19 protein-coding genes are annotated in these 16,082 nt (G+C 60.3%); 7 read left to right on the forward strand and 12 right to left on the reverse strand.

All coding sequences use genetic code 11. From position 1 onward, the window contains the following. Positions 1-5: 5 nt before the first annotated feature. Positions 6-764 carry an MBL fold metallo-hydrolase gene (locus V5N47_RS02960; protein WP_338729357.1) on the forward strand — a complete coding sequence of 253 codons (759 nt, stop codon included), beginning with the start codon at positions 6-8 and terminating at the stop codon, positions 762-764. Positions 765-827: 63 nt separating this feature from the next. After that, the gene (locus V5N47_RS02965; protein WP_338729358.1) at positions 828-1,256 is read left to right on the forward strand and encodes a hypothetical protein; all 429 of its coding nucleotides are present in this window, start codon (positions 828-830) and stop codon (positions 1,254-1,256) included. A 3-nt stretch (positions 1,257-1,259) separates the two neighbouring features. Here the strand turns inward: V5N47_RS02965 and V5N47_RS02970 are convergent, their stop codons facing one another. Together V5N47_RS02970 and V5N47_RS02975 are read right to left on the reverse strand one after the other, a co-directional pair. Then, positions 1,260-2,327: an mRNA surveillance protein pelota gene (locus tag V5N47_RS02970; RefSeq protein ID WP_338729359.1), complete on the reverse strand. Its 1,068-nt coding sequence runs from the start codon at positions 2,325-2,327 to the stop codon at positions 1,260-1,262. A gap of 66 nt (positions 2,328-2,393) precedes the next feature. Then, entirely contained in the window at positions 2,394-2,882 is a 489-nt protein-coding gene (locus tag V5N47_RS02975) for an RDD family protein (protein ID WP_338729360.1), read from the reverse strand. Between the two features lie 316 nt (positions 2,883-3,198). Here V5N47_RS02975 and V5N47_RS02980 point away from each other — a divergent pair, with 316 nt between their 5' ends. Beyond that, positions 3,199-3,591 (forward strand): hypothetical protein, encoded by a 393-nt coding sequence (locus V5N47_RS02980; protein WP_338729361.1) that lies wholly within the window; start codon positions 3,199-3,201, stop codon positions 3,589-3,591. On the opposite strand, the gene rqcH is transcribed toward V5N47_RS02980, so the two are convergent. From rqcH to V5N47_RS02995, 3 genes are all read right to left on the reverse strand, one after another. After that, positions 3,588-5,696 (reverse strand): ribosome rescue protein RqcH, encoded by a 2,109-nt coding sequence (gene rqcH, locus V5N47_RS02985; RefSeq protein ID WP_338729362.1) that lies wholly within the window; start codon positions 5,694-5,696, stop codon positions 3,588-3,590. The genes V5N47_RS02980 and rqcH overlap by 4 nt on opposite strands. A gap of 57 nt (positions 5,697-5,753) precedes the next feature. Continuing rightward, entirely contained in the window at positions 5,754-6,689 is a 936-nt protein-coding gene (locus tag V5N47_RS02990; RefSeq protein ID WP_338729363.1) for a succinylglutamate desuccinylase/aspartoacylase family protein, read from the reverse strand. Positions 6,690-6,797: 108 nt separating this feature from the next. Beyond that, positions 6,798-8,456, reverse strand: coding sequence for a tRNA uridine(34) 5-carboxymethylaminomethyl modification radical SAM/GNAT enzyme Elp3 (locus V5N47_RS02995; protein ID WP_338729364.1), 1,659 nt, complete (start codon positions 8,454-8,456; stop codon positions 6,798-6,800). Positions 8,457-8,576: 120 nt separating this feature from the next. Between V5N47_RS02995 and V5N47_RS03000 the strand changes: the two genes are divergently transcribed. Continuing rightward, complete coding sequence (locus V5N47_RS03000; RefSeq protein WP_338729365.1) at positions 8,577-9,149, forward strand: GNAT family N-acetyltransferase; 573 nt, start codon at positions 8,577-8,579, stop codon at positions 9,147-9,149. Positions 9,150-9,186: 37 nt separating this feature from the next. On the opposite strand, the gene V5N47_RS03005 is transcribed toward V5N47_RS03000, so the two are convergent. The 6 genes from V5N47_RS03005 to V5N47_RS03030 all read right to left on the reverse strand — a co-directional run bounded on the left by V5N47_RS03005 (position 9,187) and on the right by V5N47_RS03030 (position 14,425). After that, entirely contained in the window at positions 9,187-11,292 is a 2,106-nt protein-coding gene (locus V5N47_RS03005) for an OB-fold nucleic acid binding domain-containing protein (protein ID WP_338729366.1), read from the reverse strand. A gap of 57 nt (positions 11,293-11,349) precedes the next feature. Beyond that, complete coding sequence (locus tag V5N47_RS03010) at positions 11,350-11,613, reverse strand: hypothetical protein (protein WP_338729367.1); 264 nt, start codon at positions 11,611-11,613, stop codon at positions 11,350-11,352. Between the two features lie 24 nt (positions 11,614-11,637). Then, positions 11,638-12,231 carry a YIP1 family protein gene (locus tag V5N47_RS03015; RefSeq protein WP_338729369.1) on the reverse strand — a complete coding sequence of 198 codons (594 nt, stop codon included), beginning with the start codon at positions 12,229-12,231 and terminating at the stop codon, positions 11,638-11,640. A gap of 7 nt (positions 12,232-12,238) precedes the next feature. Then, the gene (locus V5N47_RS03020; RefSeq protein ID WP_338729370.1) at positions 12,239-12,823 is read right to left on the reverse strand and encodes a thymidine kinase; all 585 of its coding nucleotides are present in this window, start codon (positions 12,821-12,823) and stop codon (positions 12,239-12,241) included. Positions 12,824-12,890: 67 nt separating this feature from the next. Then, positions 12,891-13,472: an NADPH-dependent FMN reductase gene (locus V5N47_RS03025; protein WP_338729371.1), complete on the reverse strand. Its 582-nt coding sequence runs from the start codon at positions 13,470-13,472 to the stop codon at positions 12,891-12,893. Between the two features lie 44 nt (positions 13,473-13,516). Then, on the reverse strand, positions 13,517-14,425 hold the full coding sequence (locus tag V5N47_RS03030) for an A/G-specific adenine glycosylase (protein WP_338729372.1): 909 nt from the start codon (positions 14,423-14,425) through the stop codon (positions 13,517-13,519). Between the two features lie 67 nt (positions 14,426-14,492). On the opposite strand from V5N47_RS03030, the gene V5N47_RS03035 reads away from it, so the two are divergent. Genes V5N47_RS03035 through V5N47_RS03045 form a run of 3 tightly spaced genes read left to right on the forward strand, consistent with a single transcriptional unit; the run spans position 14,493 to position 15,453 of the window. Next, the gene (locus V5N47_RS03035) at positions 14,493-14,885 is read left to right on the forward strand and encodes a RidA family protein (protein ID WP_338729373.1); all 393 of its coding nucleotides are present in this window, start codon (positions 14,493-14,495) and stop codon (positions 14,883-14,885) included. Between the two features lie 40 nt (positions 14,886-14,925). After that, entirely contained in the window at positions 14,926-15,087 is a 162-nt protein-coding gene (locus tag V5N47_RS03040; RefSeq protein WP_338729374.1) for a hypothetical protein, read from the forward strand. Positions 15,088-15,129: 42 nt separating this feature from the next. Beyond that, a complete protein-coding gene (locus tag V5N47_RS03045) occupies positions 15,130-15,453 on the forward strand; it encodes a hypothetical protein (RefSeq protein WP_338729375.1) in 324 nt (107 codons plus the stop codon). On the opposite strand, the gene V5N47_RS03050 is transcribed toward V5N47_RS03045, so the two are convergent. Next, entirely contained in the window at positions 15,454-16,041 is a 588-nt protein-coding gene (locus V5N47_RS03050) for a flavin reductase family protein (RefSeq protein ID WP_338729377.1), read from the reverse strand. Positions 16,042-16,082: the final 41 nt, after the last annotated feature.

The raw sequence follows: 16,082 nt of genomic DNA on the forward strand, positions 1-16,082 counted from the left end.
TCAGTATGCGACTCACGTTTCTCGGAACCGGGAGCGCGATGCCCACCGGCGAACGCGCCCAGACCGGCATCCTGCTCGAATCGGACGGCGAACGACTACTCGTCGATTGTGGCAGCGGCGTCCTCCACGCGCTCGCCCGCACCGAAGTAGGGTACGAAGGCGTGGATACCGTCCTCCTGACCCACCACCACTTAGACCACGTCGCAGACCTCCTGCCCCTGCTCAAAGCCCGCTGGCTCGCGGGCGAAGAAACGCTGACAGTCGTCGGGCCGCGCGGCACCGCAGACCTCGTGACTGGACTGCTCGACGTCCACGACTACCTCAAAGAAAAGGTTGACGTAGACTTCGAAGAAGTCGGCCCCGACGCTCCATTTTCGCTCAACGGGTTCGACATCACCGCGATGGAGACCATCCACTCGATGTACTGCCTCGCCTATCGGTTTACGCCAGAAAATGGCGGCCCCGTGTTCACGTTCTCGGGCGATTCGGAAGCGTTCCGCGAGCTAGCCGAGTTCGCCGAGGGGTCTGCAGTCCTCGCCCACGACTGCTCGTTCCCCGACGAGATCGACGTGTCGAACCACCCGACGCCGAGCCAACTGGGCGAATCGCTCTCCGGACTCGACATCGGGCGCGTGTATCTCACCCATCTCTATCCGCACACGAACAACAAGCACCGCGAGATGCTCGACTCGATTGGTAAACACTACGAGGGTGACGTTCGGTTCGCAAAAGACGGCCTGTCGCTCGGTATCGGCGAAGAGTAACGAGCGATTGTTTCTGTCAGAGACAGCCGAAAACTTATGCCAATTGGTTGATTTTTCTGGTTCGTGCTCTCTGCTCGCCGGATTCTACGTACCGTCTTCTTTGCGGGGTTGTTCCTCTCAATCGGCGCGTTTGCGAGTCCCGCATTCGTCTCGACTGACGGAACCTACACGATGACGTACACTGGGAGTGATTTTCAGGCAGATGCGATTCACGACTCGGCCTATTTTTGGAGCGACTTGGGAGACATGTCGCAGGATGCAGTGAAAGCGGCGAAAGAAGACGGCCAAACGACCGTTTCAGAGAGGTACCAATACGTCGCTGTACCTGAAGACAAACAGTTCTCGGTCATCAGAGACGAGGCTGTCTATCAGTACAGAATTGACCACACGTACGACAACGAATGGCTCGACTTTCGAGACGAGGCAATGGCCGCAGGCGGCGTGCTGATGGTGCTCGTCGTCATCGTCGGAAATCTCCGCCACTACCGCTGAATCTTACTGCAACCGATATCGGAGAATTGCTGCGATACCCCCGAGATTCGAGAGCTGTTCGCCCGGTGGGAACTCACTCGAAAAGACAGTTACGCCGCCGCCTTTTTGTTCGACTTCTTGAATCAGGTCGTTCACGTCGAAGGCCCACTCGCCCTGCCCGCCGCGTTCCATGCGGAGGCGTTCGTCGAGGATGAGCAGGTTTTCGACTGCGCCGTAGTCTGAAGCTTTCTGGACTTGTTCGACGCCGTAGGCGGCTTTCGCGTCCTGTGCGATGTTCTCCATCAGCGTGTCGATGAGTCCTGCTTCCTCTGCGATTCTGGTTTCGGCTTGCACCTCGTCCACCGCGCCGCGTTTCAGTACTTCGTGGACGCCGCGGTCGCCAACGGCGCTCGTATCGACCATCGTGATTTTGTCGGCGATGTCTTTCGCGTTCTCTTGGAGGAACTTGAGTGCGTCCTGTTTGGTGAATCCCGGTCCCGCGAGGATGATTGCATCCACTTCAAGATGCGAGAGAACGCTCGCAATTTCCTCGAACAGCTCGCTCCTCGCACGGGCGAACTCGCCTTTCCCGGTCGGCCCGGAGATGGAGGCGTACTCGTCGGTGCCGTACTGGGCAACCGTATGGACGTAGGCTTGGGCTTCTTCGACGGTGACGATGGCCACGTCGGGATTCTCGGTGGCTTCGACGGCGTCTTCGAGGCGGTCGAGTTGGTCTGCTTTCCACACCTTTTCGACGGTGAGTTCTTCGCGCTCTTCGACGTTCAGCGTGTGGTGGAAGCCGAGTTGGTCTTCTCTCGAACAGCCCACAATCGTCCCGCTCACCCGCAGGCGGTTTGCGAACTTGTGGAACTCCGTTTCGTCTACGTCGAGGGTGACGTTCATCGGTTCGCGCTCGCCGCCCGTGTCGCGCATCATGTCGTCGTCGCGCTGGATGCGGCGTGTCGTGTCCCCCGAGACGTGGTCTCCCGGCTCTAAAATATAGGTGAGATGCCAGAGGTCATCGAGGCTTTCCGGCACGAGCACGATGCGCTCGCGGCCGCCCTCTGTCCGTGTCCGACTGGCGATTCGCATTAATCAATACTTGTATTCAAGGATTAAATGCTCTCTCAATCGAATTTTAAGAATTAACTGACGAGATTATTCTGCAGATCCAGATTTTGTTTTCGGCGTTTCTCGAACAACAACCGTCCCTGCTAACCGATCCCCAATGCGTTGCCGTTTATCCGACATTGCCATTACAATGAAGCCAACAAGGTAGTAGAATAATCCATCAATTATTTCTAAGAGATTTCTAACTAATGCTGACCCCATATTGCAGGCCTCACCGTTCTCTTTAACCACTTTTATCCCAAAAAGACGCTTACCAATAGTTTGTCCATCCCAAACACCTTCGAGAAGGAACCCATAAAAGAAACTAGCCAAAAATCCACCAAACAGACCAATGAGTCCGAATCCCGCAACGGCACCTTCATCGCCACCTCCAATTAATCCTCCAAATCCGCTAAATAGGTAGAATACTAGGAAAAACAGCATAACGATTATTATTGTGTCTACTATTTGAGCACCAATTCGAGCACCAATTACGTCACTATCATCTCGAGTTGGTGGTTGTTGATAACCTGACATCAAAAATGATGACTGTCTCAAAGGTAATAAAAATGTTGGCGAGCTTATTTTTCCACACAATCATATAATAGGTACTCATCTTTTTAAATAGTGCGGCGCAAATCTATTCGAGACTTTGATACTCTTAAAATTGTTTTCCTCAGTCAGGTTCGTCAATCCAACCAATTACATTCAGCATTAATGGAATATGAACCGATATCCAGCGCCAAAATAATCAATTCAAAGAAATGTAAGTAGTTCATACCAATAGCCATACCACCCCCTCGTTCTAGGGTCTATGGCTACTGAAACCTCACAACCAGTTGACGAACCACAAATGTCCCAACAGTCGGGAACCGGCCTCGACGAGAACGTCGGCGGTGCGCTTTCTTACGTACTCGGCTTCATCACGGGTATCATCATGTACTTCGTGGAACCCGAAAACGAGTTCGTGCGCTTCCACGCCGCACAGAGCATCGCGCTCTCTGCCGTCCTCATCGTCGTGAGCATCGTCTTGAGCGTTATCTCGACGCTCATCACATCGTTGTTCTTCGTCAATAGCGCCGGGACGTTCGCGCTGTTCAGCATCCTGTCACTCATCGTTGGCCTCATCTACCTCGTGTTCGCCGTGGGCTCGTTCGCCCTCTGGATTTACATGATGGTTCGGGCCTACCAGGGACAGACCCCACGTATCCCGATTGCAGCGAGCATCGCAGACCGGATGGTCTAATCGCGCATCCGACTCCCGCCGGGCGGGAGGAACTCCTGGATTTTATCCGGTGACGCCACCTTCCGCACGAACGACGTGTCCGCAAAGCGCTCGCGGAACTCGCGATAACACATCTTCGCCATGTCGTTTTGGGCGTACTGTCCGGGTTCGAGTTCGATGTACGTCTCAGCCTGCTCTTTGATGGCAGACGGCGGGCCGCCGATGACCTCCGTACGCGGTTCACAGCGAATCCCCACAGCAACGCCGACCTCGGTGTTCTTGAAGTAGGTTCGGTCGCCGCGGATGGTGAACGCACCCTTCTCTAAGTATTCGCCGCTCTCTGGCGTTTTCGACACCTGGTCTTTGTTCACCATGTATGCCTCGTCGGCAAAGCGACCGTCTTTCCAGACCGACGAGTAGGAGACAGCGAACTGGGCGGCCTCCTTCTTACTCTGTTCGGGGATGTCCACGTCGCGGGCTGGTTCGCTTGGGCCGGTTGCCTTCAGAATCGTGATGGGGCCGCCGTGGGCCTGCGTGTGGAAGAACAGGTCGCCTTTGTCGAGATACTTCTTTACGAGTTCCTCGTTGTCGTCTGCGTTGCGCCCGCCGATGACGAGAAAGCCGTCGCTCGTGTGGAACCAGCGAAAGCGCTCGTACCACTGTTCGTTCTTTCGAATCGGAATCGACTGGAGTGAGAGCCAATCGGCCTCTTCTTTGTCTTCGGCTGGGTCGTCCGGCTCCGCATCCCCGGCTTCCCACTCGTCGCGCTGGCGTTTGATCGACGCCAACTCTTCGCGAGTGTCCTCGACGGCGGCGAGCGCGCCCTCTTTCTTTTCTGCGATTCGCTTCGCCTCGGTGTAGAGGCGGTCTGCGTTGTGTTCGACGCCTTGGGTCGTGTCGAGGTCGATTGTGTAGTCGTCGATGGTAATTGTCACCGTCGCCGTCGAGCCATCGACGTTCTCAACCGCCTCTGCGGCGGGAATTTCTCGCTCCGTCCCTTCCTCGAACTTCGCTTCGATTTCGCGCCACGGAACACCCTCGTCACGCGCGCCACGGACGGTCGAGAGAATGTCGTTTACGAGGTCGTACTCGCGGTAGAGCAACTCCGCGCGCTCGCGCTCTGCGTCCGCCTGCTCGTCGAACCCGGAGATGGCCTGCTCTTGTTGCTCGATGATGCGCTGTTGGCGCTCGATGCGCTCTTCGAAGTCGGGGCGATTGCTCCCGGCGCTTTGTTTCGGTTTGCCGCGCTGTTCTGCGTCGTCGGCTTCGAGGCGCATGAAGTACTCATCAAGCGCGTCGTTGAACGTCGGGAACGACTCCTCATCGAACTCGCCGTGTTCTTCGAGGGGAATCGGCGTCACGTCAACCGGGCGGTCGTCTTCGGTGTAGAGTCGCGGCTCGATGTTGCCCGGATTGAGCGAGTCTTTGAGCCGACCGAGTGCGTCATAGAGCGCCTCGAAGTCCTCTTCGGTCGCGTCGTCGATGTCCACCACTTTCTCGACACCAGCGCGGGTACAGAGTTCCTCAGCATAGAGGCCACCGAAGTTGAGTTGCGTCGCAAGCGTCCGCACGAGGTCAGTGTCGGATTGCTCCATCTTCGCCACGAACTGCTCGTAACTCGCCTTGAACGGGTGAAAGCGCGAAGACGGGAACTCGTAAATCGAACCCGGTGCGACCGTCCGCGACTTCAGGCGGACGGTTTCGAGGCTGCTGATGACCTCTCGGTCTTCGTTGAGCACGGCGATGTTCCCCTGCCCGAATAGCTCTGCGACGATGGTCGTGTTCTGGTCTTCGCGAGTGAAGTGAAAGGAGAGGATGCGGTCGAACTCGAACTGTTCGACGCCGGCGAAATCCGCACCCGACAGTCGGTTTCTCAGCATCATCGCGAAGTTCGGCGGGCGACCCGGCGCGTCCGGAACGTGTTCGGGCGCGAGGAGGTGGGCGCGCTTTTGCTCGCCAACTTCGATCATCAACTCGATGCGCCCCCGCTCGAAATCACGCATCTTCAGCCGGAGCAGGTCGTCGTCGTAGAGGTAGGCCTTGTCGACTTTGGCCCCCTCGTACGACCCGAACTCCGTGACGAGCGCGGCGAGGTCAACGCTCGTCAGTTCCCGTTTCTGGTCCATATCCGACAAAGCGGGTGAATTGGGAAAGGTATGTCGCTATGGCGAGTCCAAAAAAGGCTACGCAGACGGCGGCGCGACCATGCCGTGGCGCGAGAGAATCACGCGAACTGCCACCGCTGTCCAGCGAATGCGCATGTCGAGCGTGGTGTCGCGTTTTGCCGTCTCGATGAGGAACGCAGACGCGCCGAGTTCACCAACAGCGCGGCGAGTAAGCGAGTGACCAGTTCCCATCAGGATGTTTCCGCGCTTGAACTTGTGTTCAGCCATCGAGTCGGGAACCTCGTGGTCGTTGAGGTAGGCAATGGCCGCGGCCGTATCGTCTCGTGCAGCGCCTTCGACGCCGGGAAAGATGGCCTGACCCACGCCCCCTTCGTCAACTTTGAAAATCCCCCGCGAGCTGTGGAGGTCGATGACGATGTCCGGGTCGTGGTACTCGATGGCCGTCCAGATGGCGTTTGCGAGCGACGAGTTGCTCGGCTGTCCGACAGGGAACTGATTGTTCAAATCGGTGCCGAACGCCTTGCGCGTCCGATTCTGCACCGCGCGCTTGTTCGACTCGGGGATGATGACGAGCGTGCCGCTAGTGACCGTCCAGTTGGTCATGTTCCGTGCCGCAGTGAAGCCCGCGACCTCGTTGCCGTGCATCCCGCCAATGACCACCGCGGTTGGGCCGGGCTGGGTGGCTTCGATGACGTACACGTCAGTCTCGTTTGCCGTGCCCGGCAACAGCGTGTAGCGCGAGACGGTCTGCGTCTCAGATTCGCGTAGCACCTCTTGGTCGGGGTTCGGAAACGGCTCGGGCGTGGGCCACGGCGTTCGCGGCGTCTGCGTCTCCACCTCGTTTCCGGGCACATCTGGCACGCCGGGCACCGATGCGTTGATAGCCGGCGCTACCGGTGGGCTTCCGCCGAAGAAAACCACCCCCACCCCAGCGAACACCACGATTCCGACGGCGACGATCGCGACCACTTGCGCGGCCTGATTCGTTCCCATCTAGTAGGAAAACCGACGCTCTGTGGGGTGATAATTAAACGCCGCGTAGCAATTCGCTTATCCGACGCATAATGCATGAAACAGTCTGCAAAAGTGGCAATAGGCGGTCTACAGGTGCTTGCTCACGTACGGGCCGTCTTGGTGATAGCCGAGCTTCTTCCGGTAGTATTCGCGCACGCCGATACCGGAGATGACGCTCATCTTGTCGAATCCGGCCTCGCGGGCGATTTCCTCTGCGTGGGCGAGGAGTTTCTTCCCGTAGCCACGGTGTTGCCAGTCGCCTTCGCCCTTCCCGACGCCGATTTCGTTGCCGTAGACGTGGAGTTCGCGGATGAGCGCAGCGTTGTCGAGTTCGCGGCGCACGGGATTGCCGGGGAAGCGCAGGCGACAGAACCCAATCAGGAGGTCTTTGACCGGGTCTTCGAAGCTGATGAAGTGTTCCTGTCCGCCCGCAGCCTCGTACTCTAACACCTGCAACTCGATGTTCTCCGGGTCGGGGTCTTCGTCGTTCATCCCGACCTCGCGGGCACGGATGTCGCGGCACTTCCCGCCGTTCTCCTCGAGGCGTTGTTCGGCGAGTTGCCGAAGGTTCGACTTCCACACACCCGCGTCGATGAAGTCTGCAGGGATGTCGCGCTGGACGCGCTGGAGGCGGGTGTAGGGCGGAATCATGTCCATCGCTTCTGCGACGATGTCCGCGGCCTCTTCGTTGTCGAGCGGTTCGTACTCGTCGCGTCGCCACATGTCGTAGGTGATGGTGTCGCGGACGACGAGCGTCGGGTAGATTTTGAGGAAGTCGGGCCGCCAGTCGGGGCTCTCGAACAGTTGGCGGAAGTCTTCTACGCACATCTCGTGAGACATTCCCGGTTGGCCGGGCATCATGTGAAAGCCGACTTTGAACGCTGCATCGCGCAGGCGGCGGTTCGCGTCGAGTGATGCCTGAATCCCGTGGCCGCGGTGCATGTCGCGGTTGATGCGCTCGTAGGTCGTCTGGACGCCGACCTCGACTTTCGTCCCGCCGAGGTCGAGCATGCGGTCGATTTGCTCTGGGTCACACCAGTCGGGCTTCGTCTCGAACGTCGTCCCGATGTTGCGGATGTCGCCAGTCTCGTTTTCGGCGATGACGTCCTCTAAATATTTGAACTCGTAGTCGTCGAAATCCTGTGCGAAACTCACGCCCTCTGCGGGTTCCGGCTGCTTGTCTACGTCGTAATCGTTCAGCGCTTCGAGTGCGCGTTTGACGAACCATTCTTGGTAATCGTGGCTCCGCGCAGTCATCGTCCCGCCCATCAAAATGAGTTCGACCTTGTCAACGGGGTGGCCAATCTCGCGGAGCTGTTCGAGCCGGAGGGTGACCTGTCCGTACGGGTCGTAGTCGTTTTGGACGCCGCGGGCGGCGGCGGGTTCGTGGCCGGTGTAGCTCTGCGAACTGGAGAACTCGGAGGCAGGGCCGCCGGGACAGTAGAGACATTTCCCGTGGGGGCACATGTGCGGGCTGGTCATGATGGCGACGGGAGAGACGCCGGAGGCCGTCCGCACGGGTTTGCGCTGGAGCACCTCGATGAGTTCGTCGCGGCGCTCGAACGGGCCGTAATCGAGCAGTTCCGTGTTCTTTGGAACTTTCGGCGAAGAGAACTCAGAACAGACGTTCAGCTTCTCCTTCTCGAGATTGTCGCTGTCGATATCGCCTGCGAGAATCCGCTCGACAAGCTCTGCGCAGGCCTGCTCGAACGCATCCGTTTCCGTGGGTTCGGTGTCAGTTCGCATCAGCAGTTGCTATGGGTAGGTCATGGCGTGTGGCGAATAAGATTGTCGCTCGGAAACCGGACGTCGTCGTGTGTAGACAGGGCACACACGTATTTCTCCGCAATTCGCGTAGAATCCCACATGGCTTCGTTCGACTTTCACGTCGTCACCGCAGACCGATGGAGCGACTTCGAAACCCTGTTCGGTGACAACGGCGCCTGTGACGGCTGTTGGTGCATGTGGAACCGACAGACGCAGGCCGAGTACAACGCCAATCGAGGCGCGTCGAATCGCCAGCAAATGCACGATCTCATCCACGCTGATGAGAAACCCGGCATCCTCGCCTACGCCGACGGCGAGCCAGTGGGCTGGTGTTCGGTCGCGCCCCGCGAGGAGTTCGGCCGCCTCGCGCGCTCGCCGATAACGAAACCCGTCGATGACACGGCTGTCTGGTCGGTTGTGTGTTTCTACGTGGACAGAACTGCACGTGGACAGGGCCTCACGGCCGCCCTCCTCGACGCCGCAAAGGAGTATGTCCGCGAACAGGGTGGGACGGTGCTCGAAGGCTACCCGGTTGACCCACAGGGAGAGCGCGTCTCAGCAACTTCGGCGTGGCACGGACTGGTGGACGTCTTCGAAGAAGCAGGATTCGTTGCGGTGGCACGCCGGAAAGAGACGCGGCCAGTGATGCGCTTTGAGATAGAGACGGCGTAGTCACTCGAGAGTGTGAGAACGAGGAGAGAAGTTCGAATTACGCGAGCTGTTCTGCGACCGTTGCGATGACGGCTTCGAGAACGGCGTCGCGCTCGCCGACGAGGAATTCGAGTTTCCCATCGTGGGCGCTGCGCGGGGTGACGCCCGCGTTTGGCACGCGGAGGCGTGCGGCTTCTGCGACTTCGCGGACGTCCACGTTGGTCGTCGCGCGGATGTGGATTTCGTCGTCTGCGAGGCCGATGGTCACGAACGGTTCGCCCTCGCGGTTGCGGCGGTGGACCTCGTCGAGGAGGAGTTCCGTCGGCGGGAAGTCGAAGCGGTTCGTGAACGCGTCGGTGTCGAGGACGGCGAAGTTGACGCCGCCTTCGTCCACGTAGTCTAAGTTGGCTTCCGCGGTCTCGAGTTCGTCGTCGAGCTTGGTGCGGAACTGCTGGGCGATGTGGCTTGCAAGCCCGCCGACTTCGCCAAAGAGGAGGTCAGTGATGACCTCGCGCTTGTCCTCGTAGGACTGGTAGTAGGCTTCGAGCGCGATGGCTTCGCGGAGTTCGCGGGTTGCGTTCTCGTCGTAGCCAGCGTTCGCGGCGAGTTCGACATACTGTGCGGGTGCGTCCTCCCAGAAGCTGACTGCAGGAAGGTGGGCGAGGTCGTCGCGGACGCCGTTGTTGACGTTCACGGCGACGTTCGCGCCGAGGACGGCGCTCGTGAGGTTTGCCTCAACGTTCTCGTCTGCGAGGTTCGGGTTGAGCATCGTGTCAACGGCGGCTGCGACTTCCTCATCTGCAACGGCGGCGTCAACGACGACCTTCGGCGCGCCGTAGATGTCGAGGAGTTCGAGGCCGTCGAGCGACTCCTTCGTGGAGCCTGCGGCGGCGAGGACGAACAGTGGGAACTGCTCGTCGTGACGGTCGCGGTTCGAGAGCATGTTGGTGACGTCGCCAGTTGCGTCGTCCATGCCGTACACGCCGTCCTGCAGTGGACGACGGTCGAAGTAGTGGTAGATGGCGTCTTCGCGGGAGTGTTCCTCGCGGATGAGTGGGAGGGTGGCGCGCTCGATTGCTGCGCCGGTGAGGTAGCCGTCTGCCGTTGCGCTGTGGCGGACGATGACCGGACGACCCTCGATGACGGCGCGGCGGATGGCGGTCGCGACGTCGCGGATCTCTTCGGAGAGCGCGGAGACTGCAGCATCCTCTGCGAGTGGCTCGGTTGCCTCGGGGCGCGCGCGGGCGTCGAGGGCGTTTTTGAGACGGCCTTCGACGGCATCGCGTTCGCCGCCTTCTAAGATGTCGAGTTCTTCGGTCTCGACTTGGAGTTCGTCGCGGCGCATCTCGACTTCGCCGTTGAGACCGATGATGTCACCAACTTCGACTTCTGGGTACGCGCGAACGCCTGCTTCGACGAATGCGGCGGCGTCTACGGTGCCGGTTTCGTCGCGGACGGTGAACACGGTCGGGCCGCTTGTCTGACGGACACCGGTCACGGTGCCTTCGAGACGGGCCTGCTCGCCGACGTGGTCAGAGAGCGTGCCGATTTCGGTTCGCTCGTAGGTGGCGTCGGACTCAGCGTCCTCGGCTGATTCTGCGTCCTGTTCTTGGGCGTGTTCTTCGTGCGTGTCTTCCGGCTCGGCCTGCGTCTCCGTCTGCTCCTCAACTTCTTCGCTCTCTGCCTGCTTTTGCTTGCGGCGTGCGTCGTCTTTCTGTTGCTTTGCTTTCTGCTTGTCAGAAAGCGTCTGGCGGACGACCGCGCGCTTTTCTTTCTTTGGCGTTTCCGCTGGCATCTCGTCGCCCTGTGGCGTCTGGATGAGTTTGCCGCGGAACTCATTGTCCGCTTGGCGAATCGACCACGCGAGGTCGATGTTGCCGTTGTTGTGGACTTTCGTGACCTGGACGTAGACCGGGTCGCCTTCGTTCCAGTTGAGGGAGTCGAGACGGCGGTCTAATTCGCTCTTGTGGAGGAGACCGGTGACGCGCTCGCCGATGTCGATGAACACACCGAACTCAGCGAAGCCGTCAACGGTGCCTTTGTAGAAGCGGCCGGGGGTCAGCTGACCGGGTCGGTTACCAGTGAACTCGAAGACGACGTCCTCTTGATGGACGTCACAGATGGGGCCGTTTGCCTCAGCCCCGCAGATGATACACTTATCCATTAGCCGGTAAAAACGGTCCTGGCCTAAAACGGTTATCGGATTCCTGCTGTCAGCGACCTACTCGAATATCGCAGTTTCTGCTTCGAGTGAGTCTATCTCGTCTCGGACTTTCTGGGCGTCGTCGGGGAACAGCGCAACCTGCACCTCGTTGCCCTCATCGTCGTGAAACACGAGTTTAACGCGCTTGTCGCCGAAGGCTCTGGCCTCCGCCTCGCTCACGTCGAACAGCTTCGCCGTGGCGGATTTGTTCGCCGGACCGACGTTTTTGAGCGCGCCATCTTTCAGTTCGACCATGAACTCGGAGAGTTGGAGTGTCAGCATGCCTCTCGGTTTGCAGCGGAGGGCTTAAACGATACCGAGAAGCGTCTCGAACGCCGGGAAGCCACGGAATCCAAACCCGAAGATGATGGCTGCGGGAATCGCCCCGAGCACCACCGCGCGCAGAAGCGACACCCGGTGGATTTTGTGGACGCCGATGACGAGGAGCACGGCTCCGTACAGCGCACACACCGCCCGCAACGCGGGTATTGGAATCCCTGCAAACACACACGGGGCCGCGGCGTATGCCAACAACTGCACCGTCTCGCTCACGCCGCCGCGCTCGGGCGCAAATGGAATCAACAGGAGCGTCTGGACGGCGGCGGTCAGGTGGAGCGCAGCGGGCGCGACGAACAGCGCCGCGAGCGCGAGCGCGAAGATGAACGAGAGTTCCGTTTGCCCCCCGAAGACAGGATAGGCGTTCTCCACGAGCAGAAAGCGTGTCGCCTCCTCGATGGTGACGACAAGGCCCGCGAACACGAGGCCGGGCGCTTGGTCGCCCGGCGCGACGGCTGCGCGAAAGAAGCGGTGCGGGCGAAACAGTACTTCGACCCACGCCTGCGCGAGTGCGACCGGGCCGCGGTCGCGGCCACCGGTCGGGTTTTCGACCCACTGAGTCACAGGCGTTCTAGTCGGTGCGAAGGGTATGACAGTTGCGACAGCGCGCTTCGTAGCTCTCCTCTGCGCCGACGAGAATCGTCGGGTCGTCGACGTGCGCAGGCACGCCGTCGATAAGTCGCTGTGTGCGGGTTGCGGGTTCGCCACACTCGATACAGATTGCCTGTACCTTATCGACGTACTCTGCAACCGCAATCAGATTCGGAACCGGCTCGAACGGCTCGCCACGGAAGGTCATGTCGAGACCGCTTGCGATGACGCGGCGGCCGTCTGCTGCGAGCTGCTCGCAGACGGAGACGAGATTCTCTGAGAAGAAGTTCGCTTCGTCGATGCCGATGACCTGCTGGCCGTTCAGCGCCTCGAAGATTTCCGGGCCGGGATTCTCAGGGTCAACGACGAGTGCCTCCCACTTTGCGCCGTCGTGGGAGCCAATCGTTTCGGTACCGTAGCGGTCGTCGATGGAGGGCTTGAATGCCGCGACCTCCTGCCCGGCGATTTCGGCGCGTCGAAGGCGACGGAGCAACTCCTCCGTCTTTCCGGAGAACATACAGCCGGAAATCACCTCAACCCAGCCGCTGTTCGTGATAGCGTGCATACCCTCTACACGAACGAGCAAGCAGCAAAATAGTTGTCAATCACGGCAGCGCGACACTCCGGAAATCTTAGTCGTCCGCGCCGACGTTCTCCGCGCTCTCTGCGGTGCGCGGGTCGGCTTCGATGTTCCAAAACTGTACCACGCGCCGCCCGAGAGTGCGGACGCGCTTTTCCATCTCTTCGTCTACGAACTCGCCGTCGTAGAACTGGTCGCGGACGCCCGGAATCGCTGCCTGATGCGGGAGAACCCACGCCCCAAGAGAACGGCCGACGCTCCGGAGGTGTTCGAGTGCCGTCGTTGGGAACCGACCGCCGGAGACCGCGAGCAGGCCCACAGTTTTGTCGTCGAACTCGTCGAAGCCAGCGTAGTCGAGGATGGTTTTGAGCGGCGAGGAGTACGAGCCGTGGTACATCGGCGTTCCCAGGATGATGGCGTCTGCTGCCTGCAGTTTCTGCATCAGTGCGGGAACATCGCCGGGTTCGCGGTCGTCCGCATCGAAGATGGGGATGTCCATCCCGATCGGGTCGACGAGTTCGGTCGTCGCGCCCGCGAGTTCGGCTTCAGCAAGCGCGTGATTCAGCGCGATACGAGTGTAGCTCTCGTTACGGAGACTGCCGCAAACGGCAACGACGTGGGGAGTATTGGCCATAACACAAATTCGCCGTCGGAGGCGCAAAAGCCATCGGGTCTCTGTCAGCGTCGCAAGGAGGCGTCGCCCGTCTCCGCGTCGAAGGCCACGAGTTCGTCGCGGTCGAGGTCAGAGAGCAGTCCGGAAAGCCATTCGCGGCCGTGTTCGCCCTCTGGCGTGTAATCCACCCGCACGCGCGGCCCGAGTTCGTCCAACGTGAGCGAGTCGTACTCTTTGAGGACGTTCACGACGCGCCCGCGGAACTGGCGACGACTGCCCTCAAACTTCGGTTGCGTGGGTACGTCGGGTGCGGTGAAGTCGCCCGTCTCGTAGGCGTGACACCACGTGCGCCACGGACACTCCGCCACGTCGCACTCGGGAACCTTCCCGCAGGCGACGCCGCCGAGTTCCATGATGGCGTTGTTCCACACCCGCGACTGGCCCGCGGGCATGAGTTGGTTGGCAGCTTCCTCAAACACCGCATCGTCGTCCGAGAGGTCGAACGCACGATACGTGACGCGTTTGACGTTCGTATCGACCACCGCGTCGCCGGTGTTGAACGCGAAACTCGCCACCGCGTTCGCGGTGTACGGGCCAACGCCCATGAGTTCCTGTAAGCCGTCGGGCGTTTTCGGGAACTCGCCATCGAACTCCTCGACCACCTGCCGGGCGGCTTCGTGGAGGTACTTCGCCCGGTTGTTGTAGCCGAGGCTCATCTCGCTCCAGAAGCCGACCACGTCGGCGCGGTCTGCGGCGGCGAGCGCGTCGGGCGTTGGCCAGCGGTCGAGAAACGCTTCCCACGCTTCGACGACGCGCCCGAGTTGGGTCTGTTGGCTCATCACTTCAGAGACGAGGATGGCGTAGGGGTCGTCGGTTCGTCGCCACGGGAAGTCGCGGTGGTCCGCCTCGTACCACTCGACCAGCGCCTGCTGGACGGCATCGAGGTCTGCAGGGAGCGACCACGCTTCAGTCATTGGGCGACGGTAGGCACAGAGCGCGTTTAGGGGTAGTGGTTTTCTCCCCGCACAGAGTGGGTCAGTCATGGCACGACAGAACGTTTCGAGCGGGACGAAATGGGAATCGGTCGTTGGCTACTCGCGGGCGGTGCGAATCGGCAATCGAGTTTCGGTATCCGGAACCACCGCAACCGACGAGTCGGGAGCAGTCGTTGGCGCGGGCGACCCGTACGCCCAGACGAAGCAAGCGCTCACAAACGTGGCGGTGGCACTCGAAAACGCCGGAGCGAGCTTCGAAGACGTGATTCGCACTCGCATGTTCGTCACGGACATCGACGCGTGGGAGGAAGTGGGCCGCGCCCACGGAGACGTGTTCGCAGCCATCCGCCCGGCGACGAGCATGGTCGAGGTGAGTCGCCTGATTGACCCGGAAATGCTGGTGGAGATTGAAGTGGAAGCAGTCGTCGAACCCGAATGAGCGGGAAACAATCAACTCGATGGCTCGTGAACGGTGGGCTATGCGTCTGACTCCCGCCACGCTCCTCTGGTTCGGTATCGTGCTCGTCGTCGTGGGACTCACGCCGAAGGTGTGGTGGCCGAGAATCGGCCTCGCTTGTATTGCCGTCGCCATTCCGTGGTACGCGCTCTCGGCAGTCGAACGCAGCGAAGCCACGAGCTGAGCAGGCGAAACCGGTTTCAGTCGTCCCAACCACCTACCGGCTATGAGTCTCGACGACCTCTCTGAGGATATCGAAAATCAGTATACGGCGCTCGATGAGTCGTTGCCCGTGTCGTTAGACCGGGAGACGAAAAACGAGCTCGCGGTGCTCACGACCGCGCTCGAACCGGACAACCCGGACGAACTCGTCCGCCGAGCCGTACACCTCCTGTTTCAGTCGATTGTCGAACGTGGGACGCTTGATTTCCACCTTCGACGGCGCTACGACGTGACCTACGACGAGTACCTCTCGGGGATGACCTACGAGGACATGACCGGCGGCTACGACTACCCCCAGCGCGACGACGAGCGGCGCTACCAGTTCTGATTACTTCGGCCGTTCGAGCGCGTAGCGGTCTGACGTTTTTGCATACCAGTTGCCCGAAAGCCGACCCACGGCATCGAGTTTTTCAACGTCGAGTTTGCCTGCTGTCGTCGCCTCGTCTGCGACGTGGACGTTCACGACTTCGCCGAGCACCATCGAGGAGGCTCCGACGTCAACGAAATCGGCGAGGCGACACTCGTAGGCCACCTTCACGCCCGCGACGCGCGGCGGGGCAACCTTGGTCGATGGCGCGCGCTCGAGGCCCGCGTGGTCGAACTCGCTTTCGCCGTGGGGGAGCGTGGCCGAACTCTGATTCATCTGTTCGACGAACTCTTCGGTGACGACGTTCACGACGAACTCCTCTGTGTCGAGGATGTTCTTTGGGGTGTCCTTCAGGTCGTCGCCGCGGTCTACGGGCGCGAACATGATGGTGGGTGGTTCGACGCTCACGACGTTGAAAAACGAGTACGGCGCGAGGTTGTCAACACCGGCTTCGCTGTGGGTGCTCACCCACGCGATCGGGCGCGGGATGACGCCGGCTGCGAGCGTGCGATACAGGGTTCCGTCGAGGGTGGTGGGGTCGATTTCCATTGGTGATTATATGCGCGGATGAAATCGCGCTGCAAAGGTGG

Origin of the sequence: Haladaptatus sp. DJG-WS-42, assembly GCF_037198285.1 — an archaeon.
Classification (GTDB): domain Archaea; phylum Halobacteriota; class Halobacteria; order Halobacteriales; family Halococcaceae; genus QDMS2.